The following is a 25,424-nucleotide window of genomic DNA, read 5'->3' as shown; positions in this document are numbered from 1 at the left end:
GAACCCGTATGCTCATCCGGACTTGCGAAACTCAACCGTCAGGCGTCATGGGTGGAGGCGACCACCATGTCACGATCCTGTCGTGCTGATTGGGGCCGCGACGCCCTTGGGCGATCCACGATGACCGGAGGCCTTCGGCCGAGGCCGACGTCAGAGGAGTCGGCCCATCCAGACGTGATAAATCTAGGTTCCCAGGGTACTCGGGTCGACCCTTCGTCGGCTACCAACGTTGAGGAATGCCCGATCCGAGGAACATTGACCCCTAGGGCCCAACTCCGAAAATTCGACCCACCCTCAGCCCTCTTTACTAGGTAGCATAGGGGGGCTCGTCCGCAAAAGTCATCATTCCCTGATGAGAAAGAGGATACCAGCAGTCCGCGACGGCTGTCGTGCCCTCCGCGGTGGTGGGACACCACGAATTCGGACGACGGGTAGGTGTCCAGAAGATAGATTTTCCATCGGGCGGAGTCCCGCTCCGTTCCCGCAGCCAGTTTGAAGGAGACTCCACATGGATCCGAGTGCGGTCCAGAGTCAGGCGGTCCAATGGGGAGTTTCCCTCCCGGACACTTACATCACGACGCTTCGCAAGATCGAGCCGGAGGACGAAATCGGCTTCTGGCGGCTCGACGACCCGGTTCTCGATCCGTCGGTCCTCGCTCCCGGCGGCCCCGTTGGGCTCTTTCCGATCGGCAACAACGGCATGGGGGACTACCTCTGCTTCTATGCCGGGGCGGGCAACGCCAAGGAGCTGCCGTTGGTCATGTGGGAAGGGGAGACCAATCGCATCTCCTGGTTGGGCAACAGGTTCGACGATTTCCTCCGCCGCGAGTTCGAGCAGCGGATCGAGTTTCTCGTGGAACGGGGCCAACCGCTGACCGAGGAGCAAGTCACCAAGGCGAAGCAAGGAGAGTCCTTCGAGGTCGACGGCGTCGACGAGGAGACCCGGGCGGTCGTCGAGATGCTGGGAGATGCCTGCCGCGTCGCGGCGCTACTTGAGATGCCCGAGCAACTCTTCAAACTTGCCCAGGGCGACCCGTCGGTCGAAACCGAGTCGAAAGAGATCGATGCCAGCAACGAGAACGCCCTTGACGCGGCGATCGACCGGCTCTCGGAACAGGCGACCGCCGGTGACGGTGCCGCGGCGTTCGAGGCGGCCGGGTTCTTTCAGATCCAGCAGCTTAAGCCGAAAATGGCCGAATGGCTCTTCAAGGCCTGTTCGACCCTGATGGCGAGTTGGCCCGACTTCAGTCCCGAGCGGTTCACGAAGGTCGTTCAACTCGTGAAGGAGGAGGCGGCGAGTCTTCCCCCCGCCACGCGCATCGATCCACTCTTCGCGTTTCTCTCGGGAAAGGCGAGCGCCAAGTCGGCCGCGTTCCTCGGTCTCGCGAAGGACTATGCCCGCAAGAAAAAGTCGCCCCAGGCGATCCGCGCCGCCGAGAATGCCCTCTTTCTCGCCTCAACGCCCGAGGAACAGAAAGCGGCGTACGACTTCCTAATCAGCCACGCTCGATCAAACGACAACGCCACCTGTCTCGCCTATGGAGAAGCGATGGCGGGACGGTTGGCCGGAGCTGCTTCCTGAAGTCGTTCCAGCCAAACGCTTTAGCTTTCTTGGAGTCGGGCCGCGGTTCGGGCTTGGAGTGATCGGCTTCCTCTGGTAGGGTCCCGCCGCGTTTTTCGGCCCGAATCGATGGACCGAATTCTCCGCGTCGAAGGCGGAACGGCCAAGGAAGGTGGATTCGATGAGCGGCGGCTCTCCTCGCGTGGCATTGGTGCATGACTGGCTCGTCGGCATGCGCGGCGGCGAAAAGGTGCTGGAGGTCTTTGCCAACCTCTTTCCTCAAGCAACCATCTACACGCTTCTTCACAAGCCTGGTTCGGTGAGCCAGACGATCGAGTCGCATCCGATTCGAACGTCGCTGTTGCAACAAATGCCGCTAGCGCGCGATCGCTACCGGTACTACTTGCCGCTCTTGCCCACGTTCGCGGAAACGATGACGATCGAGCCCGTCGACCTCGTCATCAGCATCAGTCACTGCGTCGCCAAGGGGATTGTTCCGCCCGAGGGGGCCCGGCATGTCAGCTACGTCCTCTCGCCGATGCGCTACATCTACGATCGCTACGACGACTACTTTTCGCAATCGCGTTCGGGGCTGCTGACGCGCACCGCGATGAGCTGGTGCCGCGGTCCTCTTCAGCGCTGGGATAAGCGAAGCACGAAACGCGTCGACGAGATGGTCGGCATCTCGGAGTTCATCTCCGAACGCATCGAACGGATCTACGGCCGCCAAGCGGGGGTGATTCATCCCCCCGTGGAGGTCGAACGCTTCGCGCAGGCCCGTCGTGCTTCGGAGGACTACTACCTGATCGTTTCCGCGCTCGTGCCCTACAAGAACGTCGACGTGGCGGTGGAGGCGTTCCGAGGCCTCGATCGTCGGCTCGTCGTGGTGGGAGACGGCCCGGTGAAGGAGCAACTCGAAGCCGACTGTCCGCCGAATGTCACGCTCAAGGGGTGGGTCGACGACGAGGAGCTTCCGTCGCTCGTGGCCGGTTGTCGCGCCTTCATTTTTCCGAACGTCGAGGACTTCGGGATCGCCCCCTTGGAAGCGATGGCCGCCGGCCGGCCCGTGATCGCGCTGGGGCAGGGTGGGGCGCGAGACACCGTTCGCGATCTGGACCGCTTCGCGGAAGGGAGGCTCGACGGCGGCGATGGGCCAACGGGGCTCTTTTTCGACGAACCGACTCCCGAGGCGATCGCTCGAGCGGTCGTTCGCTTCGAAGCCGAGGAAGACGCGTTTCATCCCTCCGAGCTGACGGCATGGACCAGACGGTTTGACACTGACTGCTTCACGCAGAAGATCCGCGACTGGGTTGGTGGTGAATCGACCGTTCAGCCACGGCGGATGGCGGCGTAAGTTATTGGTTGGTAGTTGGTTGCGGAATGGCCGCTCAGAGACCGTGCCGCCGCGACTGCTGAATGGGAATCTTGGCGGAGTCGAGCCACTCGTCACTGGCCGGCAAGCAGCCAGTGGCATCTTAAGTGCTGGGGGTCCAAGTCCTTAGGAGCGCCCGTCAAGGAACTCCCCAGGTCGGCGGCGCTGTTCTTCCAGGGCGGCCGGGGTGTCGATGCCGGCTCGATCGGCCAGGACAAAGACGCTGTTGCGGGGATTGGTCGTTGAATCGACCGCTTGCTCGATCTGCGCCCGCTGCTCTTCTTGCTGAGCCAACTGCTCTTCGATCTGAAGACGAGCCTCTTCAATGGCCTGGGAGGAGGCTTGTGGTTGGACCTCTCGCGCCTCTTCCTGAAAAGGTGTCTCCGGCAACTCGTTGGGCAAGTTGCGAAAGCCTGGAACGAAGCGATCGTTGATGAAGAAGCCGTTGTGGATCAGGCCGCTGAAATACCGGCCGTCGTTGCTAGCCCCGTTGCTTAGTTCGCCGACCGGACCGAAGGGATTGTCGTGGAGAAACTGCTCCTCGATGCTCAGCTCGGCTTCGGGATTGGGCGAAAAGCGGATGTCGTCCTCCGCTTGGGCGGCGGCGAGGCTCGTGGTCGTCTGAGCCGCGATGAGGTTGTCGTCCTGAACGGCGGTGGTCGAGATGTTGTTTCGCACGGAGATCTCGTCGAATCCCGTGGGGGCGACTTGAATACTCGTGATCTGGGTCACGTTCGTTCCTCCTCGCAATCGAGGCGATGACTCCTGACGAAAAAGCTCTGACCGGTTCCCTGCCGCGGACGGGGAGCGAAGAAAGCTCCCCTCAACACCCAATATTACCCCGTTTTGGCGTCAAATTTGTAGAGAATCGAACCGATTTGGTTCAGATTTGGTCGAAAATGATCACGTATTGGCGAATTGCGGAAAGACTTCGGGTGAAAATCGCGTCTGACACGCGCTTTCGTAGAGTCCCTTGCTCCGCAGCAGCCAAAGCGGTAGCAGCTTACCGAGTTTATCGTGCGAGGTCATCCGAATCAGCACGATTCGGTCTGGGGGAGCCCCGGTCTGGAGCGACGTGTCCCCCATCAACTGCGTCATCGACTGGCGAAACGTTTGGCCGGAGAGGGTTTCCGGACAACTGATCACGAAGTCCTCCCGCACGGGATCGGTGACGGTGATACTCGATCCTTGCGGCCCGTAGACGGTTGGCTTGGCCCACTCGTAGAAGCAGCGAAGCTCGTGCAGCAGGCTTTCCTTGTCTTCGTTGGGATGCCGGTCGAGAAAGCCGTGTGCCACATCACTCAAGGGGATGCTCAGGGCGGCCCACTTTTCGGCCTGTTCGAGCATGGACGTCGCGAGGTCCTTGGAGCGGCCGCGCTCGGTGAGGCAATGCCACAAGCCTCCACGCTGAGCGAAGACGCTCTGGTCGAGGAATGCCTCGAGTTCCTCGATCCGCTCCCCACTCAGACGGACGAGATTGGCCTCGACCGCGTCGGCGATCATGGTCAATCCTCCGGGGAAGAGGGTCTGTTCGGAGAAGCCGCACTCGACGCCGTCTGGCGAGTCGAGCACCGCTTTGCACATCTCGCCGAGGCGTTCGAAGGACTGGCGGATCGTCACCAGATCGCGGGCTTTGTCGGAGAGGCGGCTGCGGAGCAGGCGGTAGGCCTGGATCACTTGGTCGGCGAGCCGAAACGCGATCTTGTCGGTAACGTAGCGCCGCATCGAGGAGACGAACGACGACGAGAGGACGATGCCGCCCTTGAGCGACGCCTCGATCTTTCCGGAGATCGAGCGAAGGGTCTCGACGACATCGGCTTGTTTCTGCGTCGCCAGATCTTGATAGGCATCGATGATCGTCAAGAGCGCGTCGAGCATCGCATCCCAGGTGATACGTCCGCGATCGAGTCTGGGCCCGGCCTCGGAGAATGCCGTCGCCATCGCGGTGATCATCGGCTCGACCAGCTCTTGCACGACTTGAGTGGTCGCGGGCCGAATCGCGACGTCCAAGAGGGGAATATCCTCGAAGTCGGACTCGTCTTCCTCGGGATCGAGACCGACCAGCTTCTTCAGTTCCCGGATCGTATCGGCGGCGATCGAGGGGTAGTCTTCCGGCGGCGCTTTGTCGAAAAGCTCGACGAGCTCGGCCAGATGCTCGTCGACTCGTTCGGAGAGCGGGATCTCGAGCTTGTCGTTCATGATCGTCTCGATCCGTGACGCGATCGAGGCGGGGTCGAAGTCCTGGCTCGAAATGACTCTCTTGGCGTTCAACGCGGTTTGACGGGCATCCTTGGCGGGCATCGACGCCTGCCAGTCGCGAACGAGCTGATAGCAGATCCGCGCTGCCGTTTTCCGCAGCAAGGCCTCTTCGGGATAGCGGAGCGAGAACCAACCGATGCTCCGGAACGGAGGCCACTTGTCCTTTTCCGCCTGCTCGGAGAAGTACTTGCCCAGCGGCGTGGCCGTCATGTTGACCACCAGCTCCGAGATCTGGTCGAGGACCACGTGATCGGCGGAGTCGGGAAGATGCTCGGCGCTGGTGTCGAAGAAGTACGCGGTCCTGATGGGAGGGCCCTTGAACCGGAACTCCTCGCCGTCGGCCTCGTACTGGGCGAGGAACTCGGCATTGGGGCGGCACAGGTCCAACAGGTTCTGGGCCAGGGCGTAGTGGTTGACGCGGCGCAGGTCCTTCTTCGGATCGTTGCGTTGCACGCCGGCGAAGAGAAGGGCTTGAATATCGGGGTCGCTGCTGCCGCCACGGTGGAGCAGTTTTCGAAGCAGGTAACACAGATCAATGAACATGCCCGATCCGGTGCCACCCCCCATCGGCGCACAGACGAAGACGCGTGGCTGGTGTCTGGCGAGCCCGCGTCCGGTCGCTTCCTGCGCGGCGAGGATCGCTTGCGGCGAGGTCAGCTCGCTCAATTCCATCTGCAACCGGGCGGCGATTTGGCGGTGATTGTCGACAAACGCCAGTCGTCCCACGCCCCGATTGGCGTTGGTGGTCCCGGAGGAGGAGATCTGGAACAGCGCGTTGGGATTGAGCCAAGAGCGCAGGTGCTTGAGCTCCTCCCAGCGTTCGAGATACTTGGTCGGCTTTCTCAGCTTGCAGATCATGGTCTGATCGTACGTATCGGCGGTGATCCGCTCCTCCTTGCGAATCTGCCGGAGGACGTAGGGGTCGCTGTCGATACCGATTAGTCGGATGGCGGGCCATAGTTCGGGCTCGCCGAAACGTCGCTGTAGGGCGGTGCGAATCTTCTCCATGCAGCGGATGCCGATCCCACCAAGTCCGACGAAGAGGGTCGGGTAGAGAATCCCCTGGTCGGAAACGCACGGGGCGATCCGGTCGAAGCCGAGTGTGATGTCGGGCGCGATGATGTTGCCGGCGGTGTCGACATCGCGTCCATGGGCCGACTGCGTCGAGAGTCCCGCGTCGAGGCCCGGACGCTCGACGAGATCTAGGGGAGGCCGAGGACGCGGCATCACCGTCGGAGTGCCCTCGTCGACGGCATTATCGATGAGAGCTTCGATGAACTCCGAACAAGTCGGGTAGCGTTCGCCGGCATCCTTCGAAAGAGCGCGACCGACAATCGACTGATCGGCGGGAGGCAGCGTCGACAGATTCGGCGCGTTCATCAGGTGCTGCATCATCAGTTGGCGAACCGAGCGCCCGTCAAAGGGGCGTTCGCCACAGAGCATTTCCTGATAGACGATCGCGAGGCTGTACTGATCGCTCGTGCGCGAGAGCCATCCGTCGAAGGTCTCGGGAGCGGCATAGACCGGCGTCACTCCTCCGGTCACTTTGGTTTGGAACCCTTCGAGGTCTTTCACCAGGCCGAAGTCGGCGACTTTGACATGCTGGCCGACGAGGAAGAGGTTTTGCGGCTTGATGTCGAGATGCTGCAGGTCGTGCTCGACGCTCATCAGGTCGAGCGCCTCGGCCGCTTCCCGCAAGTATTTCAGCAATTCCCGTCTCGGTATTCCCTGAAGTCCTTGCCGTTGGCACTCGCGCATGCGATCTTCTAGGTTGCGGTCGGCAAGTTCGGTGACGATAACGAGTTGGTTTTCGATGACGTCGAAGCGTTCCATCGAAAGAATGAAGGGGTGGCGCACCTCGCGAACGCGAGCGAGAGCCTTCAGCTCTTGGGCCGCTTGGTTATCGCGCCCGCCGCCGACGGTTCCGTAGCAGAATTTGACAGCTTTGTAGAGGCCGCCGGGCGCTTCCGCCTTCCAGACCTCTCCAAACCCACCTCGGCCAAGTCGTTCAATCAATCGATAGCCGGGGATGGGCTCGGAATGCTGTTCCATCTCGAGTGGCATTCCGCGACCCGTCGTCTACGAGCGTCTTGGTTCGACGCCTCTTCTGTTGCTTCGGTCATCCAAGGCAGACATGAGACATCCTGTCCCGTCTTGCGTCAACGATACGTACATCAGCGTTCGAGACCGATCTCAACGGTCCCCATCTCTCCCAAGGAGGATGCTGACGGGTCGCATCAGAGCACTGGAGGGTATCTCGAATGCTACCAAAGTATAGGGCGTATCGGAAGGGGAGGATAGGGACCGAGCCGTCAATTCACCCGACAAGGCTCTCAAAACGGGTTTGATCCGGTGTTCAGCGGCCCAATGGGTCACTAGAGAGAGGGGGAATTGGTCCGAAGATGCCACTACGTGAAGAGTCCGAGCATGCGTCGGACGCGTCACGGGTTCCCGTCGTTGGGGGGGCCAAGATGTCATCGGACGCGCCTGGGCCCCGACGGGAACGACGGTTCTCCTACATGTCGAGGGCCACGCTCCAGGGACCATGTCCTCATCCGGGTGATAGGCGGCCAGGACATCGTCTCATGACAGGTGCCATGCCCCACACGTGCGTGGGCATGCGGCGAGGACGCCTGCAGGAGAACGCCATCAACGTCGAATGATCCGACCTAGGCGGCTTTCGCTTGCGGTTGGTCGCCGGCGTTGTCGCCACCGAGCCCGAGTTCCTCTTCTTGCTGCAGGACGTCGCGGACCAGCGAGTCGTAGTCGCGGGCCCCGTTGGAAGAGGGGTCGTAGTCGAAGATCGGCCGGCCGAAACTCGCGCTCTCGGCCAGCTTGATGTTGCGGCGGACGCGGGAGGGGAAGACGCGAGCGCCACTCCACGGAGTCTGCCTTCCCAGGGCCCGTGCTTGACTGAGGAAGGCTTCCAAGTCGTTGAGGACTTCCGCGGAAAGTCGCGTCCCTGACTCGTACAAGCATAGGACGATGCCGGAGATGACCAGCGATGGGTTGAGTCGTCGGGCGACTAGTTGGACCGTCTCGAAGAGCTTGCTCATGCCGTGCAGCGCCAGGAAGTGGGGTTGGAGCGGCACGAAGACCTCCGTGGCGGCGGTCAATGCGTTGAGCGTGAGCACGCCGAGCGAGGGAGGGCAGTCCATCAGGATGTAGTCGCAGTGCTGATCGTCTTCCTCGAACCGATCGCGGAGAATCAATTCGCGTCCGACGACGCCCGCCAATTCGACCTCGGCGGCGGCGAGGTTGATGTCGCTCGGCATGATCTCCAGGTTCTCGGAGACTTCATGCCGGACCTTCGCAAGGGGTTCGTTGCGGGTCAGGACGTCGTAGACGGTCAGCATGTTGGGATCGGGCTCGATCCCAAGATGGGTCGTGGAATGGGCTTGGGGATCGAGATCGACCACCCGGACCCGTTTGCCCGCCCGCGCCAGCCCGGCGGCGAGATTGACGGTCGTCGTGGTCTTGCCGACGCCTCCCTTTTGATTCATCAGCACAATTCGGCGCATACGGGCTTTCCTTCTCCCTGCGGAGTTGGTCCTTTGAGTCGACGTCCCCTATACGGCCTCTCGATTTCGCAAGAAGGTCAATTCCGAAACTTCGGCGGTCGGTTTGTCGGCTCGGAGGAAGCGAGACGAGGAACTGGGGCGGTTCGCCGAAGCGAGGTAGCATCGGGGGACCTGCCTCGTTGGGGGAGCTTCCCCCGAAAGATGGGCGGCGGCGCGACGAGTGACCGCGTGGAGGGAGCGGACTGGCTCCGTTCGCGACGATCGTCTTTGGGGCCCTTTCCCATGCATCGCCTTCCCGGATTGACGCCCACTCCGAGCGACTCCATGGCTCGCGGTGAGTGTTCGATACGAGGAGGAACGATTCGAAGTCGTGTCGCGGCGGGAAACGGGCGATCTCAATCTCGGTTGAATCGTCCGGCGCGTCCGCTAAGCATCAATCGCTGAACGGGTTGGTGATCGATCAGGTGTCCCGAAGTGTCTCGTGGAAATCGGGATGGGTCTGCCTTAAATTACAGAGAGACGAGGGACTGAGCCGACTTCGGAGCCTCGTTCGGGGCGATCAATCCGAGCCTCGTTCGGGGCGATCAATCCGAGCCTCGTTCGGGGCGATCAATCCGAGCCTCGTTTGGGGCGATCAATCCGAGCCTCGTTCGGGGCGATCAATAGACTCGAACTTCTCGTCGACGTGACCGAGCACAAGGATTCTTGAGCGATGCATGCCTCCGCCGATACCTCTCTCTCACGCGACGAAGTGATCATTCATCACGTCAGTGATCGCCGCAAGTGGTACACCCGCGTCGGGCTCTGCATCACGATGCTCGTGCTGTGTCTCATCGGGCTCGCGCTGACCGACTACGATCGCGATCAGTCCGACACCTACTGGATGGTGATGGTTCCGATCTTCGGCGTGATCAGCATCGTCATGGCGATCGTTAGCTTTCGGGGCACGCATCGGAACATCTGGCCGATGATCGCTCGGCAGGCCCTCCACTGGCTTGGCCTTCTGATCGCGGTTCGCCTGATGCTCATGCTCGAAGCCCAGGGAAACATGAACCGGAATGAAGCCGGCTTCTCGATCCTGACGGTGATTTCGCTCGCCGCCTTCCTCGCGGGAGTCCACTTCGACTGGATGTTCATCATTGTCGGGGCCTTCATTGGAATCGCGACCATCTTGATCTCGTCCATCCAGGAGTACATGTGGACGATCTTGATCGCGATCGCTCTCTTGGGAGCGGTGATGATTTGGGGCCGCAAGCTCTTCCGCACGAAGAAACCGAGCAAGGCCGCGTAGAACTCGTTGGTCTCAGCGACGCGATTTCAGTCCCGCTCGAAGTGACTCCTCGCGCGGCGTGTCGGGCGATCTCGGGGAGCTTCCGCCACCGGTCCCTGGTCCGATCCCGTTCGTTCCCTATGACCCAACATGGGGAGTCGCGAACAATCCATCTCGAAGATCGGTCAGAGGGTTATGGCGGAACCAAACCAATCGACGGACGCGGCGGTCAATCAACAAGCGTCACCGGAACCGGTCGTGTACCAAGACCTCTCGCCGACTTGGCGGAGCGTTCCTTGGGGAAAGGTGCTCATTTGGGGCACCTTCCTGCTGGCCGTCTACATCTTGCGAAACTTCTTCTTCCTCATCTTCATGACGTTCATGCTCTCGTACGTCATTCGGTCGGTGGTCAACGCCGCGATCAAGCGGCTCTCGCCGGAGGAGGAGAATCCCTGGCTCGAGCGAGGGCTGACGCTCGCGTGTTTCTTCGGGTTTTTCCTGCTCATCTTCATCCTCGGCGCCTTCATGGCCCCGACGCTGGTCGACCAGACCCAAGCCCTGATGGGGCGGATTAGCCGGGTCAATCCGCAACTCGAGTTCACGCGGATGCTCAATCGCACCGTGGGCGTCTACCTTTTCCATCGCAAGTACGGCCGCGAGGGGAGTGACGAGTTCGACGCGGGACTCCAGGAGTTCAAGGAATCGGGCAAGTACGGCAAGGGACTCTACCAGCACTTTCCCTCGCTCGAAGCGACCCTCGAGTCGGAGTTCGAGGCCCAATACGACAGCTCGGAGATGCGTCGGCTCAACGTCGCGATCACTCAGGGCGGGAAAGTCGCTCGGGAGTTCGACGAGTGGTTTCTCGAGGAGAAGGCTCCCGAGATCTTCAGCAAGCATCGCAATGTCTATCTCAATGAGTGGATGGCCCAGTTCGAGGGGGCCGAGGCGGCGCGGCGTTTGTCGAATCTGCGGCTCAAGTCGGACTTCGTGCAGCGTCGCGACGAGGAGATCCGCCGCCGGATTCTCGAGGATATTAAGCGCGACGAGGTGACGTACAACGAGCTGGTCAAGGAGTGGGAACTCGACACGGTCCACCGCCGGCTCAAGGCGCTGCGGGCATCCAAAGGCTACAAAGAGGCCTTACGAAACTTCTACGAGGCCCAGCGCGAGCAGCAGCCGAACGTCTACTCGTACACCTTCGACACGTTCGAATCGCTCAAGGAGGCCTATCCGAAGGGCCAAGCCGAGTTCCGCAAGGTGCTTCAAGCACAGAAGGATCTCGACTCCAAGGAGAGCGCCGAAGCGATCCAGCAGGACTTCGAACGCACCGCGCAAGCGGAGCTCGCCAACGACTGGTGGACGAGCGATCCGACAGCCCTTTCGCTGCAACAGCACTTGCGGACCGACGTCAACTATGTCTTCGAGTGGATGCTCGAATGGGTTCGACAGGCCGCCCGCTACATCATCACCGTCCCGATCGAACTGGGCATGGCGCTACTGCTGAGCTTTTTCATCACCTTCGACATGCCGAACCTCCGCAAGGGTGCCCATCGGCTGCGATCTTCGCGAATTCGGCATATCTACGCGGAAATCACGCCCGGATTGGTCGCGTTCGCGCGGCTGATCGGTCGTTCCTTCCAGGCGCAGGGGATGATCTCCTCGTGCAACGCGGTGTTGACGTTCATCGGGCTGTGGATTCTGGGGATCGACAACGCGTTCTTTCTCTCGACGATCGTTTTTCTCTTCAGCTTCGTTCCGGTGATTGGGATCATTCTCTCGAGCGTCCCGATCGCGTTGATGGCGGTGGCGCAACCGGACGGATCGATCTGGTTGGCCCTCGCCGCAATCGTTTGGATCTGCGTGATCCATTTCATCGAAACGAGCATGCTCAATCCGAAGATCGTTGGGAACATGCTGCACTTGCATCCGGTATTCGTGATTGCGATCCTGGCAATAGGCGAACGCTTCTTCGGAATTTGGGGACTGCTGCTCGGCGTCCCCGTGGCGGTCTACATCTTGCGGATCGTCATCCTCGACGAGCCGATACCGGGAATCTGGGAACCAGCCCGCGGTGCGCACGCGCCGGAAACCGAGGCGGAATCCTCCCAGCTTGAACCGGCGTAGCGAAGAGCGGTCGATTCCACGCCCGGCGAGCATCGCCCCGACGACCCGTCGGGCGAGGCGCCGACGTCATGGCACAGCTTTGAGCATCGCGTTGGAGTGTGACGGATGAGTGAGCCAGAAAAGATCGAGAACGAAGAACGCGGTGCGGCTCTGATGAGGTTCCTCCCGGGAACGCCCGCATTCGAAGGGCTCACCGAGGAGCAAGTCGTCGAAGCGGCCGACTGGTTCCAGTTCGTCGAGTTGCCCCCCGAACGCGATCTCTTGGTCCAGGGGTCTCAAGCGTGCGGCTGTTTCGTCCTGATCGACGGTGCCGTCGAGATCATCGTCAAGACCGGGGCGGGGGAGCATGAGGTTCGCGGCTTGGAGGCCCCGTCGGTAATCGGCGAGATGGGTCTACTGACCGCCGGGGTGCGAAGCGCCACGGTCCGCTCGCTGACCGACATCACCGCGGCTCATCTTCCGCTCGACATCTTCGAACGCAAGCAGAGCGAGAACAACCTGACCGCGCTTCGCATCGGCGTCAATCTGGGACGCATCGTCTCGCAGCGTCTCGCGTGGGTGCAGCAGCGGTTGCTCGAGACCCAGGACGAGATCAAGGAACTGCACGACATCGCCGGGCAAGAGCAGCGGGTCAACCGTGTCCGCCAGTTCTTCCGAAGCCTCGGTGAGCATCTGTTCTAGTGTCCCTGGTTAGTTCTTCGCCCAGCAACTCTTGGGTGCCGTGTCCACGCTCGCGTGGGCATGCGAAGAGAGTTGATGACTCGGCAAACCTTCTCACGGTCAGGGAACGAGACGGAACGAACTTGCCGACCAGCGCACGACCGAGGATTTTGCCCTCGATACCTTTTCTTCTTCCTTGTCCCCTCTGGTGGCAGTCGTGGCAATGTTCCCTCGACCGGGCCGCAACTCCACGATCGGGGTTGAAGGAATGCGTCTTGTCCGCTATCCGCGTCACCCAAAGACTCCTCTTGAATCCGCTTCCTTGAGCATCGGTGTCGTGAAACGAGTCGACGGGCATTCCTCCCCGGCCTCGCTCGTCAACAGAGCCGCCACGCGCGGGCTGTGCGAACCCGCGAGCTTTCACCCTCGTCGGGTGACGCTCACCCACTGCGCGGTCCAGGGGAGACATTGTCTCGATGAGAAGCCTACTCCTACCACCTCCCCGCCGATCCCGTGTCGCGGGGTTTGTGGCGTTACTCCTTGTTGCTATTGGAGTTCGTTCCGCGATTGCCGAGGGGGTCGACAAGGACTCTTCCGATCGAGCGATGGGAAATCCCGATGCGGTGTCGGCCTACAAGACCGCCGACCGCGCCGCCCCGGTCATGGACGGTGCGGGCGATGGGCTTCGAAACGCCACCCTTCAGAACCCGGAGGAGTTCGGTCCGCTCGACGAGACTCCACCGATGACCGTCGCTCCAGGGGGACGACGTAAGTTCAGACCCTCAGCCACCTTCGATGTCGAGGGCGAGCCCACGGTCAACGGCTTCTCCTACGGCACGATGAGGACCTCCACCCGGTTACCGCTGCCGATCAAGGTTCCGGGGAAGGGCCCGCCCATCATGCTGAGCCCGAAGTTCTCCGTCGCGACATTCGATGCTCCGACCGGGGTCGATTTGCCTTCGGACGTCTACGACATCTCGCTTGGCATCTCGCTAATGAGGCCGATTGGTCAGCGTTGGATGCTGATGCTCGCGGTGCAGCCCAACCTGGTGACCGACTTCCACAACACCAGCGGGGACGCTTGGCGCGTGGGCGGGATGGCGATCGGAACGCTCAACCATAGCGAGCAGTGGAAGTTCTCCGTCGGGGCGATCATCACCGGTCGCGAGGACATCCCGGCGTTGCCCGCCGTGGGAGCGATCTGGACGCCCAGTCCCCGTTTTCGTGCCGATCTGATCTTTCCCAGGCCCCGTCTCTCCTACCGCATCCTCGAGAATGGCGAGCGCGCCCAGTGGCTCTTTCTGTCGGGAGGCCTCGGCGGCGGGACTTGGGCGTTTCGCGAGTCCGATGGGGATAACAACGTCTTTTCCTACCGCGAGCTTCGCTTCACCGCCGGGTGGGAATCGGCTCCCGGAGGGCAGAATCCGTCCCCCTTCGCGAGCGGTGGACTCCGCTACTTCTTTGAGGCCGGCTACGTCTTCGATCGCCGCATCGAGTACGATCACACGCTTCCCGATTTCAACGCCGATGGCGGCGCCGTACTCTCGGCGGGGCTGCGGTTCTGACGAGTTGCCATCGATTGGACCGTCGGGGGAGTGGACCTTTCCAATTGCGGAAAAAGAGGATATACTTTAGTCAGCCTAACCTACCTCCCTAGGCCTCTGGATATTCCCGCCTTGGAATGCCGACATGGTTGACGACGCCCAACATCAATGGAGCCCCGTGCTTACGTCGAAGGATCTTTCTCGCTTCGTGTTCGCGGTGCTCGCCCTCTCGACACTGACGCTCAGCACTCGCACGACGGTCGATGCCGCCGACGGAGCGAAAATCTACAAGCAGCACTGCGCGTCCTGTCACGGCGGCAACGGGGAGGGGTCTTCCGACTACGATTCGCCCCTGACGGGCGATCTGGCAATCTCGGAACTAGCGAAGATCATCACCGAGACGATGCCGGAAGAGGATCCCGACCAGTGCGTCGGGGAGAACGCTCGCGCCGTCGCCGAGTACATCCACAAGACCTTCTATTCGCCGGTCGCCCGCGAACGCAGCAAGCTGGCTAGGCTCTCGCTTTCGCGGTTGACGGTGCGACAACATCGCCAGATCGTTGCCGATCTGTTGGGAAGCTTTAGCGGCATTCCCGTCGTCAGCGACGATCGTGGCTTGAAGGCTCACTACTACGGCGACCACCGTCACAACCACAAGAAGAAGGCTTTCGAACGTCGCGACGCGGCGATCGACTTCGACTTCGGCGAATTCAACCCGACCTTGCCGCTCGTCGTCCAGCCCGCCGACGCGGAGAAGAAAAAGAAGCCGAAGGACAAGGAAGTTCAAGGATTCGCCATTCGCTGGGAAGGCTCGCTTATCGCCCCCGAGAGCGGCACCTACCGCATTGTGCTCGAGTCCAAGAATTCCGTCGTCTTGTGGATCAACGACCGCAAAGCGAAGTTCATCGACGGTCAAGTCCACAAGACCGGCGACAACGTCTATGAGAAGACCATCGACCTGATCGGCGGGCGAGCCTACCCGCTGCGGCTCGACATGAGCGCCCACCGCGAGTGGGACTACTCGGTCAAGCTCTCCTGGGTGCCGCCCCATGGGGTGAAGACGGTCATCCCGAAACATTGCTTGATGCCGACGACCGTTTCCGAGACGTTTGTTCTCGAAACCCCGTTTCCTCCCGACGATCGGAGCATGGGATACGAGCGTGGCAACGCGGTTTCTCCCGAGTGGGATCGCGCGACCACCGCCGCGGCCCTCGAAGTGGCGGACCACGTTGCGTCGAACCTGAAGAAGTATGCCAAGGGCACCGACAAGAAGAAGGTGAAGGCATTCAGCGAGCAGTTCGCCGAGCGGGCTTTCCGCCGACCGTTGCCCAAGGAGTATCGCGACCTCTTCGCGATGACGGTCGACAAGGCTCCCAGCATGCAAGAGGCGGTCAAACGCATCGTGCTGCTGACCCTCAAGTCGCCCCGTTTCCTCTACGTCGAGACCGGTCGTGGCCCCCTGGATCAATACGGGGTCGCCACGTCGCTCTCCCTTGGGCTCTGGGATTCGCTGCCCGACGAACCGCTTCGCAAGGCGGCGGCGGAGGGCAACCTAAAGACGCGGCAGCAGATCGAGCAGCAAGCCAAGCGGATGGTCAAGGATTCCCGCGCTCAGACCAAGGTTTGCGAGTTTCTCCACGAGTGGTTGGCGCTCAATCAGATGCATGGGTTGGCCAAGGATCCCCAAGCTTTCCCCGGCTTCGATGAGCAGGTGGCGGCCGACTTGCGTACCTCCCTGGATCTCTTCATCGGCGACGTGGTCGCCAGCGACAACGCGGACTTCCGCGAGTTGTTGCTGTCCGATTCGGTCTTTCTCAACGGTCGGCTCGCCAAGTATTACGGTGTGAAGATGCGCGAGGAAGCCGACTTCAGCAAAGTTCAAAAGTGGGAACCGGAGAATCGATCCGGTGTGCTGACGCACCCCTACATGCTCGCGGGGTTGGCTTACCGCAACGGAACCTCGCCCATTCATCGCGGTGTCTTCCTGACGCGGTTCATGCTTGGCCGGGTGCTCAAGCCGCCGCCAGTCGCGATCGCGCCGACGCCGGTCGACCTCCATCCGAGTATGACGACTCGCGAGCGGGTGGCGCTACAGACCAACTCCGCCGAGTGCATGCGGTGCCACCGCACCATTAACCAGTTGGGCTTCGCACTCGAGCAATTTGATGGTGTCGGCGTTCATCGCACCAAGGAGTCGGGCAAGAGCGTCGATGCCAGCGGAACTTACCTGACGCAAGACGATCAACGGGTGTCGTTCAACGGCGCGGAGGAACTGGCGCGTTACCTCGCGAAGAGCCCCGAAGTGCACGCGAACTTCGTGCAGCGGCTCTTCCAGTACATGACCAAGCAACCGATTCGGGCCATTGACGACGATTTCCACGCTCAAGCGACCAAGAGCTTCGCCGAGCGAAAGTTCAATATTCGTGATTTGGCGGTCTATCTTGTCACGGAGGGGACGTTCCGAGCGTTTGAACAGAGTGAACGATCCTTGGCCGATTCCCGATAAATTGCCGATAGAATACTGAGAGACCTGGGGTAACCAACGTCCGCCGATCATTGCCGAGGGCGAGACAAGAGAAGGGGCGGGAGCCACTTGATGACACGCGAACAGACACGACGCGATTTCATGGCGAAGGCCGGTATCGGAGCCGCGGCGCTTCCGTTCCTGACCAACCTGACCAGCTTTGGGGCCACGGCCGCTCGCAAGCGTCGACTCGTTGTCGTCTTCAGTCCCAATGGCGTCGTTCCGAAGGATTTCTGGCCTGACAAGGAAGGCCCTCACGAAGGGTTCAAGGAAATCCTCAAGCCGCTGGAGCCGTTCAAAGACCAAGTCCTGACCCTCAAGGGGATCAGTGATCGCGTCAAGGGCGACGGCGACAGCCACATGCGCGGCATCGGCTGTCTCCTCACCGGCATCGAACTCTTCCCAGGCAATATTCAGGGTGGTTCCGACACCCCCGCCGGCTGGTCCACTGGGCACTCGATTGATCAGGAGATCAAGCGGCACTTGCAGTCCAACGCGGAGACCGAGACTCGTTTTGGTTCGCTCGAGTTCGGTGTGTCGGTTCCCGACCGGGCCGACACTTGGACGCGCATGGTCTATGCCGGCCCCAACCGGCCGATCGCGCCGGTGTCGGATCCGTACCAGATGTTCAAGCGTCTCTACGGTCAGGTGAAGGATCGCAAGGCGATCTCCAGCGTCCTCGATCACGTATTGGCCGATCTGAAGAAGATCGAGTCGCAAGTCGGCTCCGAGGATCGGCGGCTGCTCGACCAGCACGCGTCGTTCGTTCGCGAGATGGAACGCGAACTCAAGGCCGCCGCCGCGAGCGAGGACAACGGCCATTCGATTCCCAAGCTCGATCCGAACGTCGAGCTCAAGAACGACAACATGCCGAAGATCAGCAAGATGCAGATCGACCTGATGGTCAACTCCTTCACTGCCGACTTCTCCCGCATTGCCACGTATCAGATCACCAACTCCGTCGGCCAAGCCCGCATGAAGTGGATCGGGATCGACGAGGGGCACCACTCGCTCTCTCACAAGCCCGACAAGGACGAAGCGTCGCAGGAGAAGCTTCGCAAGATCAACCGCTGGTACTGCGAGCAAGTCGCGTATCTCGTCGACCGCTTGGCGAAGACGCCCGAGCCCGGCGGTGAGGGAAGCCTCCTCGACAATACCCTCGTGGTCTGGACGAACGAGTTGGGCAAGGGGAACTCGCACACGCTTCACAACATCCCCTTTGTCCTTGTCGGCGGCGGGATGGACTTCAAGATGGGCCGCGCGGTCGACTTCAAGAATGTCGCTCACAACCGCCTGTTGATCTCGCTCGCCCACGGCATGGGGCACCACATCGAGCGATTCGGCAACCCCGACCATTGCGGCGACGGCCCGCTAACCGGCTTGGCCTAGTTCGCAAGAGTTGGCGACACCGGACAGATGGTAGGGTGGGCCTTGGCCCACCTTTTTCTTTTGTCCACTCCTTTGGATAGCACGAGGTCACCTTTGTTTAGGTAGCCCCGGTTGCTTCGCTACCTGGCCCGACTCGGTATGGGTAGCCCCAGTTGCTTCGCTACCGGGGCCGACGCAGTCGGCAAGAGGTCTCGAGACGACCTCCATTGCAAAGCGTAGTGTCCTTCCTCGTGCACAACGTCGGCTCATGACCTCCATCGCGGGCTCGGGGCAGGCGGTCGACGCGATAGCCGCCCCGGTAGCCAAGCGGGCCTACCCCAGAACGTTGCGCTCGAAAGGTCTCTCCCGGCCGCGATTACCGGCGAACTTGGCAACATGCCCCATCTGGGCAATTCTTCCGCCGCCCACTCCCGGTCGATTCATCTTGACGCGGATGCCACCTGGCGGCATGAGACGCCCAATCCTGAGATGCACCGTGTTATTCTTGCGCTCCTTTCGCCTCGGCGGCGCCTTCGTCGCGTGGGAGCGTGCGTTCCATCAGGTTGGGGAGTTTCGGTATGCGACTGTCGCCGCGGAAAGCGATCTACGCATTTGGGCTGTTGGTCCTCGGTGCCCTTTGGGGAAGCGCCCAACCTCGCGCGCTGGCTCAAGGGGTGACCTTGGGACGTCCCGCCCTTGGATCAGTTTCCGTCGACACGCCGCCACACTTGCATCAAGTCACCAACTCGACCGCTTACAAACAGCAAGGACTGATCGACAACTCGGTCGTCCCCGCTCTCGGCATCGACTCGGGAACTGGAAATCAAGCGACCTTGCTCGGCGATCGTCCGACGCTTGGCGGCGCCCGCCCCGTTGGCTACTTCGAGTCCCTCGGCGTCCGCACGCCGACGCAGCACTACGCAATGCAACCGCCCCCGGCATTTGACAGCCCCAAGCCTCTGCAACAACTTCCCGCGCCGAACGACTACTTGCCGTTCATCGCCTACGACGAGTTGCCTGACGGATGTCATCTCCCCTTCGTGGTCAACTACACCTTCATGGGGCGGGCCGGCGTCGATGATCCCTCGACGAACGTGAAGATGAGCGAGCTGGAACTCGCGTACATCTTGCCGCTCCACTTCGGGGAGAAGATGCGGCTGACGCTGACGCCGTTCTTCGACGTCTGGTTCCTCTCGGGACCGGGTGGGCCGGTGATCGAACTGCCGCCGCAGCTCTACACCGTCGCGACCGACATGCAGCTCGATTACAACATTAACGAGAAGTGGGGGCTCACGCTGGGCATCACGCCCGGCCTGTGGACCGACTTCTACAGCATCTCCGGAGCGGATTTTCGCATCCCGGCGCGGGCGCTGATCACGCACCGTTTCAGCGAGCGGCTCATGATCTCGGCCGGGCTCATCTACACCGACAACTTTCGCAACAACCTGTTGCCGGGCTTCGGGTTCATTTGGACGCCGAACGACAAGTGGCAGGTCGAAGCGATCTATCCCCGCGGCCGTGTTCTCTACCACTACACCGAGGCGATCGACTTCTACACCTACATCGAGCGCGGTGGCGATACGTGGAATATCCGCTCGTTCGGCGTGAATGAGGACTTCGAGTATCGTGACTTGCGGTGGTTGTTGGGCTCGGAGTTCTCGATCTCGAAGTTTCGGTTCTTCGGTGAGGCGGGGGTGACGTTCTCTCGGCTCTTCCGTTTCGACAACCAGCCGCAGACCGACATCAAACCCGCCTTCATCTTCCAGGTCGGTAGCCGGTTTTAGTCCACTGGTCCGTCTGAACGTCGGATGCCACCGAGTTCTTGTAGGCCAGTGCTAAGGTTAGGCTCACCCCTACGCAAACGTCGCGTTGGAACCGGACACTCGCCTTCGCATTGCGGAACGAGCGTCATCCAAGCATGCCCACACGAGCGTGAGCATGGCACCCAGAGGAGTGTTCGCGGGGGCGAGTCAGAGCCCGCGGTACCAGCCGATGAGCGCTTGGGGAGCGAGGGAGGTGAGCACGCATAGGACCGCGGCGATTCGGGCCGCTAGGAACGATCCCTCCACTTCGGTTGTCGTCGCGTCCTCGCTGTAGCCCGCGTGCAGGAGCGAACGGGCGGGGAGCATCCACGCGATCAAGACCATCACGAAACAGAAGAGGTTGGTTTGCCAAACCGCTGGCAGAACCGCGACGCGAGCGGCGAAGTTGCCGGTCGGTGGCAGACCGATGATCGCCGCGCAAAGCACCAGTAGCGCGGCGCTGTGTCGCGCGATCGGGGGATGAACGAGCAAGCCGATGACCGCCAAGGAGGTCATCTGGGCGAGAAAGAGGCCCGCGACATCGCCGGCCGATTCGATATCTCCCGCGAACCGCGACGCGATACCAAGCGCCGCCACCGCAAGGGCGGACGTCGCCGCGTAGCCGACGGCGCGTCGTCGGTCGTGCTCCCCGATGCAAGCGATTCCCGCCAGCACCGCTCCCACCGCTAGTAGCGTTCCCAACCACGGACCGGCCTGACCCACGACGGCGTCGGAAGGGACCATCGCCGCCATCCGCGCGAGCAGCGTCAGCCCGACCAGCGGCAAGAGCGCCATCGCCAGCGTATGGTTGGCTCCCGACCGCCGCGCGAGGGCGACGATCCAGGCTTGGAAGGGAAAGAGCCCAGTCCGAATGAATCCCGCGAGGACGATGGCTCCAAAGACCGACCACGCGAGCGTCGGCGGTTCGAGCGAGGCTTTTTCCAGACCTCCCGGCGAGACGAAGGCCCAAGTCCCCGTCTCCAGCGCGACATCACTGGCGAGCAGCAGCATTGCCAGCAGGATGGTGACATCGGCCGCCGCGAAGAGTCCGGGCAGTCGCTTGCCGAGCGCATCGGACTCGTCCCTCTCCCCGCGCAGGAGCGCCGACGTGGCCCAGCGCGCGAGGGTGAGAAACAGAAAGACAACGAGGACGTGATCGGCGGTCGCCACCCCCAACGCGGCGCTCGACAGCGCGAGGGAGGCTCGCCACTTCGGGTTGGGCCGCTCGGGAATCGGTCGGGCGGCGATCATCGCGACCAGGGTGATCGCGGCGATGAAGGGGACCAACCAAACCCGCTGCTCATCGACCGAGAGGGAGATTTCCAGCGCCGGCAGGCGCGACTCCTGCCAGGGGGTGAAACTCGTGGTGTAGCGGTGCTGCATGCCGGAGGCTTCCCAATCGAACTGCACGACGACCGCGATCGCCAGCCCGAAGGTGAGCAGGGCGGTCAACCACGCCGATTGGTGAAGAGCGACCGCGTCGGTACTCAACCGAATGCTGAGCAAGAGCGCGCCGCACAGGGGCAGAAAGACCGCGAGAAAGAGGATCGTGCCGGTCATGGTGTCTCCGGCGACGAGGGTTCGACCAGTCGTTCGTCGAGCGACCGAAGGAGGCCGCCCAGACGAGCTAGCCGGGAGGAGGGGGAGGGAGAGGGCCCCTTCCAAACGGCGAAGGGAAGCCAGTCGCGAAAGCCGAGGAAGAAGGCGACACAGCACAACCCACCTGAGAGGGCGTACCAACTCGTCGCTCCGAGAAGCTGGTCGCCGCCGGCCGCCTCTCTGTAGAGGGTCGCGGGAATCGCGGAGGAGAGATACCCCGCGAAGAGATTTGTCAGGGTCAGCAACGGTCCGAGGACGATGACCAAGCCGCTCACGATCGCGAGAATCAGCGACTGATCGCTGTTGGGACCGCGCTCGACGAAGAAGTCGTGCACGAGACGGCCGCTGCCGGCGGCGACGAAGGTCGTGCCAATCACCGCGAGTGCCAGGACGGACCAGCCGAGTTCGGGACGAACCGTGCTCGACCAGCGGTCAAGGGTTGCGAGGAGTGGCCCGGTCGACCAGAAGCATCCCACCGGGGGCAACGCGCCGAGCGCCATCCCTCCCAAGAGGATTCGAGCGTACGTGGTGCGATTGCGACCCTGATCGGCAGTGAAGAGAAAGATTCCCAGTCCCGTCATCATCGGGGAGAGGAGCCCGAACAGGATCGCCGCGGGCCGTTGGATCGCCATCGCGATCAGGACGAGCAGGAGCTGGGTGATCGCCACGTAGCCGATTCGTCTCCAGCGGTCGGCGCTGCGGAAGCTGCTCACGCCGGCGATGACGAGAAAGCACGCCAGCAGGGCGACCAGGGCGGTACGGCCTTGCGGCGTCAACGCATGCGCGAGCAGCGTGTGCCCCAGGAAGGTGGTGATGGTCAGCCACGAGCCGACGAGCCAGATGCGCGCCGAGGGTCGTACCTGGCCGAGCGGCACGACGCGCAGGGTGCGTAGGAGCAGGCCGCCGATCCAGAGGACCGACGCGGGTACCGGCGGATGGATCCACTGCCGAAGCCACGCCGGGGCCCGTTCGAGTTGGCCGTGGCTGGAGAGCACGCTCACGATCGCGGCGGCGACGAGCATGATGTTGGCGACGTGAACGAGGCCCAGCCATCGTTCCGCGAGTTGGTCCTTCGCGGCGAGTCGCGATTCGACGAGGGTCACGAACGAGAGCAACCCGGCGATCATCACCCAGGACCCGACGGAGAACTGTTCGGGATCGATGAGCAGCGCCAACGTCGCGGCGCCCGCGGCGGCGAGGACGAGCCGGGTCTGGCCCGCGTCCTCGGGGGAACATTGGGAACGTTGCACGAGCAGTGCGACGAGAACGGTCACCTGCAGGCTCAACACGAAGAGCAGCGCGATCGCGTCGGCGTGAAACTGAAACGCGACGATGACCGGGCCGACGGAGAGCCAACTGACGCTCTGAGGTTCCAGCGGCAACGGGGCCGATCGGACGGCGATCGACACGACCAGTCCGGCGCTCAAGAGCGTCGCCGTCCCCGAGGCGACGAGCGAACTCCAGCCCGCCTCACGGCGTTCGACGAGTGCCCCGAGGAGCAACAGCGAGGGAATGACGAGGAGAAGCCAACTGATCATGAAACTTTCAGGAGCAAGCAAGTGGAGGATAATTTGTTGGCCGACGCGTGCCTAGTGTAGCATCCCTCGAACGGGCTGCCAGCGAGAGTCGGTGAGTATTCGCAAGCGTGCGTCTTGATTGGGAGGGGAAAGAGACGCGATGGCTCCGAAGTGCCGACGCCTCGCACCGGAGCGGTCATCGGGGCGCGGAGTGGCCCCGATTGGTATTCATCGTCGAACCGATCGTACCGCTTCCCGCCCCTCTACGCCGCTTGGGCGCCGTTGTCGACCGCGACGCGGGGGAGCTTCAGCGTGAAGGTCGTCCCTCGACCGACGCGGCTCTCGACGCGGATGCGGCCGTGGTGACGCTCGATGATCTCGCGACAGATCGACAGACCGAGTCCCGAACCCCCGCGACCGGTCTCGTCGGGGCCGTCCTTGGTGCTGAAGAAGGGTTCGAAGATCTTCTGCAGTTGGTCGGGCGGGATGCCGACGCCGGAATCCTTGATCGCGATCTCGACCATGTCGCTGCGTTGGTTGTGGCGGAGGCTGATCGTCATGTCGCCTCCGCGGTCCATCGCTTGGCGGGCGTTGATGATGAGATTGAGCAACACTTGCTCGATCTGGGAGGGGACGACCTCGGCTGTCGGACGGCTGCCGAACTCGCACTTGAGATGGACGCGGTGCTTGACCAGATCCTTCTCGACGACCGACAGAACCTCCTCGATGAGCGAGGCGACGTCGGACGTCTCCTTGAGGGCGCTGCGGTTCTTGGCGAGCGCGAGCACCCCCGTGGTGATCTTGGCCGCGCGGCGCGACGCGGAGAGGATCTTGTCGAAGGAGCGATTGACGACTTCGGGATCCTTGCTGCGGGCCCCGATCTTCGCGAAGTTCAATATCGTCATCAGGATATTGTTGAACTCGTGAGCGACGCTGCTTGCGACGGCACCGATGTTGGCTTGGCGTTGGAGCTGCTCAAGCTGCTCCTTGGGAATGAGTGCGCCCAATTGTTCATGGCCATCCTCGGTCTTTCGTGCCATCGCGTCGTCTCCGGCGTCCCGCCGTGTCGCCCGGTCCTTTGAAGGCTCGGTGACCGGTGGTCGGCTGCTCCCTTTGGCCGCGTCGACAACTCCCACCCCGAACGGCGTTGCGACAACCGGAATATCGTCACAACCGTCAAAGCTTCTTCATTCGAATTGCACGAGAACGAGTACCCACGCCAGGAAAGGTCAAGACCGATTCCCCAGGAATCGGGTCGGTTTTCACCAGTTTCCCTACACCGACATGGCAACGTGGCGACGGGAGAAGAAAGGAGCCTTTGGGGACGCCGGCGTGGTGTCCCCATGAGCCTTGACGCGACGAAGGTATTTTTTCAGGTTCGTCTCGCTGGAACGGTTCCATCGTGGCACCTCGGTCGTCTGGAGGATGGAGCGTGGGTGAACCTGGCGTTCCCGCATAGTTTTCGGGAGACGAGAAGGGGGATCGACTAAGATGGAAATCGGATTCGGACGCCCCGAGCGGGCGGAAGGATCTCGCGGCGGGGCCGACAATCCAACGGGACAACGAACGAGACAAGCTGCGCCAACCTGGCTGGGCGAACATCTGGCGATTGGGTGGGATTTTCCGATGATGGGAAGCGAGAACGGTTACGACATCGACGTGATGACAACGCTCAGTCATCGGCTCATCCTACCGGGCGACGCGAATCACTACGGGACGCTCTACGCCGGTTCGCTTTTACGGATCGCCCTCGAATCCGCCTACGCCGCGGCTTATCGCTACGTTGGCCGCGAAGCGAACATCGTCCTGCGGCGAGTGCTAAATCTCGAGTGCTACTATCCCGTGCCGACCGGCAACGTGGTCGAGATCCTTGGGACGCCCCTTCATCTGACCCGCGCGTACATGGTCATCGGGCTCATCGGGTCGCCCTTGGAGGATCGCGACGGGCCGTGGATGGATGGGTTGATGGGGTTCGCCCAAGTCGGCGCCGACGGCAAACCGGCTCCCTTTCCCGATGGGCTGGAAGTCTGTTCGAAGGGACAGCGTTGGGATGCGCTACTTGACCGACTCGAGAAACTGATTCACCTGCGCTGAGTGATGTCTGGAGTCCCTCGGTGAAAGCGCTGCCCACTCGTGCTGGAGAACGTTGCCGAAGCAGGGGCGTTGCCGAAGGTCCACGAGAAGCGTGGGACTTTTGACGCCCACGGTGAGCGTGGGACTTTTGACGCCCACGGTGAGCGTGGGCATGGCACCGAAGAGTCTCTTAAGCAACGAATTAGTCAATCAAAGCGCTAGCAGCCCGT

Annotated in this window: 16 protein-coding genes; 10 read left to right on the top strand and 6 right to left on the bottom strand. The window is 61.9% G+C overall.

Annotated features, from left to right (window positions below; all coding sequences use genetic code 11):
- Window positions 1–508 precede the first annotated feature (508 nt).
- Together Pan216_RS16030 and Pan216_RS16025 are read left to right on the top strand one after the other, a co-directional pair.
- A complete protein-coding gene (locus Pan216_RS16030; RefSeq protein WP_145259301.1) occupies window positions 509–1,582 on the top strand; it encodes an SMI1/KNR4 family protein in 1,074 nt (357 codons plus the stop codon).
- Window positions 1,583–1,742: 160 nt separating this feature from the next.
- Window positions 1,743–2,915, top strand: a complete 1,173-nt coding sequence (locus tag Pan216_RS16025; protein ID WP_145259299.1) for a glycosyltransferase — start codon at window positions 1,743–1,745, stop codon at window positions 2,913–2,915.
- A 144-nt stretch (window positions 2,916–3,059) separates the two neighbouring features.
- Here the strand turns inward: Pan216_RS16025 and Pan216_RS16020 are convergent, their stop codons facing one another.
- The 3 genes from Pan216_RS16020 to Pan216_RS16010 all read right to left on the bottom strand — a co-directional run bounded on the left by Pan216_RS16020 (window position 3,060) and on the right by Pan216_RS16010 (window position 8,713).
- Window positions 3,060–3,665, bottom strand: a complete 606-nt coding sequence (locus Pan216_RS16020; RefSeq protein WP_145259297.1) for a hypothetical protein — start codon at window positions 3,663–3,665, stop codon at window positions 3,060–3,062.
- A 171-nt stretch (window positions 3,666–3,836) separates the two neighbouring features.
- Window positions 3,837–7,244: a tubulin-like doman-containing protein gene (locus tag Pan216_RS16015; protein ID WP_419192599.1), complete on the bottom strand. Its 3,408-nt coding sequence runs from the start codon at window positions 7,242–7,244 to the stop codon at window positions 3,837–3,839.
- 617 nt (window positions 7,245–7,861) lie between these two features.
- The gene (locus tag Pan216_RS16010; protein ID WP_145259293.1) at window positions 7,862–8,713 is read right to left on the bottom strand and encodes a ParA family protein; all 852 of its coding nucleotides are present in this window, start codon (window positions 8,711–8,713) and stop codon (window positions 7,862–7,864) included.
- Between the two features lie 712 nt (window positions 8,714–9,425).
- On the opposite strand from Pan216_RS16010, the gene Pan216_RS16005 reads away from it, so the two are divergent.
- The 7 genes from Pan216_RS16005 to Pan216_RS15975 all read left to right on the top strand — a co-directional run bounded on the left by Pan216_RS16005 (window position 9,426) and on the right by Pan216_RS15975 (window position 19,987).
- Entirely contained in the window at window positions 9,426–10,004 is a 579-nt protein-coding gene (locus Pan216_RS16005) for a hypothetical protein (RefSeq protein ID WP_145259291.1), read from the top strand.
- A gap of 174 nt (window positions 10,005–10,178) precedes the next feature.
- Entirely contained in the window at window positions 10,179–12,107 is a 1,929-nt protein-coding gene (locus Pan216_RS16000; RefSeq protein ID WP_419192598.1) for an AI-2E family transporter, read from the top strand.
- A 105-nt stretch (window positions 12,108–12,212) separates the two neighbouring features.
- A complete protein-coding gene (locus Pan216_RS15995; RefSeq protein WP_145259287.1) occupies window positions 12,213–12,788 on the top strand; it encodes a cyclic nucleotide-binding domain-containing protein in 576 nt (191 codons plus the stop codon).
- Window positions 12,789–13,243: 455 nt separating this feature from the next.
- Entirely contained in the window at window positions 13,244–14,332 is a 1,089-nt protein-coding gene (locus tag Pan216_RS15990; protein ID WP_145259285.1) for a DUF6268 family outer membrane beta-barrel protein, read from the top strand.
- Window positions 14,333–14,456: 124 nt separating this feature from the next.
- Window positions 14,457–16,817, top strand: a complete 2,361-nt coding sequence (locus Pan216_RS15985) for a DUF1592 domain-containing protein (protein ID WP_145259283.1) — start codon at window positions 14,457–14,459, stop codon at window positions 16,815–16,817.
- 90 nt (window positions 16,818–16,907) lie between these two features.
- A complete protein-coding gene (locus tag Pan216_RS15980; RefSeq protein ID WP_145259281.1) occupies window positions 16,908–18,224 on the top strand; it encodes a DUF1552 domain-containing protein in 1,317 nt (438 codons plus the stop codon).
- Window positions 18,225–18,781: 557 nt separating this feature from the next.
- Entirely contained in the window at window positions 18,782–19,987 is a 1,206-nt protein-coding gene (locus tag Pan216_RS15975; protein WP_145259279.1) for a DUF6268 family outer membrane beta-barrel protein, read from the top strand.
- 186 nt (window positions 19,988–20,173) lie between these two features.
- Here the strand turns inward: Pan216_RS15975 and Pan216_RS15970 are convergent, their stop codons facing one another.
- The 3 genes from Pan216_RS15970 to Pan216_RS15960 all read right to left on the bottom strand — a co-directional run bounded on the left by Pan216_RS15970 (window position 20,174) and on the right by Pan216_RS15960 (window position 24,161).
- The gene (locus Pan216_RS15970; RefSeq protein WP_145259277.1) at window positions 20,174–21,565 is read right to left on the bottom strand and encodes a proton-conducting transporter transmembrane domain-containing protein; all 1,392 of its coding nucleotides are present in this window, start codon (window positions 21,563–21,565) and stop codon (window positions 20,174–20,176) included.
- Entirely contained in the window at window positions 21,562–23,142 is a 1,581-nt protein-coding gene (locus Pan216_RS15965; protein WP_145259275.1) for a hypothetical protein, read from the bottom strand. The genes Pan216_RS15970 and Pan216_RS15965 overlap by 4 nt, the downstream gene beginning before the upstream one ends.
- A gap of 242 nt (window positions 23,143–23,384) precedes the next feature.
- Window positions 23,385–24,161, bottom strand: coding sequence for a sensor histidine kinase (locus Pan216_RS15960; RefSeq protein ID WP_145259273.1), 777 nt, complete (start codon window positions 24,159–24,161; stop codon window positions 23,385–23,387).
- 586 nt (window positions 24,162–24,747) lie between these two features.
- Between Pan216_RS15960 and Pan216_RS15955 the strand changes: the two genes are divergently transcribed.
- Window positions 24,748–25,215, top strand: coding sequence for an acyl-CoA hydrolase (locus Pan216_RS15955; protein WP_145259271.1), 468 nt, complete (start codon window positions 24,748–24,750; stop codon window positions 25,213–25,215).
- The last annotated feature ends 209 nt before the right edge of the window (window positions 25,216–25,424 follow it).

Origin of the sequence: Kolteria novifilia (assembly GCA_007748055.1) — a bacterium.
Lineage (GTDB): Bacteria > Planctomycetota > Planctomycetia > Kolteriales > Kolteriaceae > Kolteria > Kolteria novifilia.
Note: the sequence above shows the minus strand (reverse complement) of the source record. Positions and strands in the feature narration are given on the sequence as shown.

Bases quoted from the DNA above. Each gene is read 5' to 3' on its own strand.
- Pan216_RS16030 (WP_145259301.1), top strand. From the start codon at position 509: ATGGATCCGAGTGCGGTCCAGAGTCAGGCGGTCCAATGGGGAGTTTCC.
- Pan216_RS16025 (WP_145259299.1), top strand. From the start codon at position 1,743: ATGAGCGGCGGCTCTCCTCGCGTGGCATTGGTGCATGACTGGCTCGTC.
- Pan216_RS16015 (WP_419192599.1), bottom strand. From the start codon at position 7,244: ATGGAACAGCATTCCGAGCCCATCCCCGGCTATCGATTGATTGAACGA.
- Pan216_RS16010 (WP_145259293.1), bottom strand. From the start codon at position 8,713: ATGCGCCGAATTGTGCTGATGAATCAAAAGGGAGGCGTCGGCAAGACC.
- Pan216_RS16005 (WP_145259291.1), top strand. From the start codon at position 9,426: ATGCATGCCTCCGCCGATACCTCTCTCTCACGCGACGAAGTGATCATT.
- Pan216_RS16000 (WP_419192598.1), top strand. From the start codon at position 10,179: ATGGCGGAACCAAACCAATCGACGGACGCGGCGGTCAATCAACAAGCG.
- Pan216_RS15995 (WP_145259287.1), top strand. From the start codon at position 12,213: ATGAGTGAGCCAGAAAAGATCGAGAACGAAGAACGCGGTGCGGCTCTG.
- Pan216_RS15990 (WP_145259285.1), top strand. From the start codon at position 13,244: ATGAGAAGCCTACTCCTACCACCTCCCCGCCGATCCCGTGTCGCGGGG.
- Pan216_RS15985 (WP_145259283.1), top strand. From the start codon at position 14,457: ATGGTTGACGACGCCCAACATCAATGGAGCCCCGTGCTTACGTCGAAG.
- Pan216_RS15980 (WP_145259281.1), top strand. From the start codon at position 16,908: ATGACACGCGAACAGACACGACGCGATTTCATGGCGAAGGCCGGTATC.
- Pan216_RS15975 (WP_145259279.1), top strand. From the start codon at position 18,782: ATGCGACTGTCGCCGCGGAAAGCGATCTACGCATTTGGGCTGTTGGTC.
- Pan216_RS15970 (WP_145259277.1), bottom strand. From the start codon at position 21,565: ATGACCGGCACGATCCTCTTTCTCGCGGTCTTTCTGCCCCTGTGCGGC.
- Pan216_RS15965 (WP_145259275.1), bottom strand. From the start codon at position 23,142: ATGATCAGTTGGCTTCTCCTCGTCATTCCCTCGCTGTTGCTCCTCGGG.
- Pan216_RS15960 (WP_145259273.1), bottom strand. From the start codon at position 24,161: ATGGCACGAAAGACCGAGGATGGCCATGAACAATTGGGCGCACTCATT.
- Pan216_RS15955 (WP_145259271.1), top strand. From the start codon at position 24,748: ATGATGGGAAGCGAGAACGGTTACGACATCGACGTGATGACAACGCTC.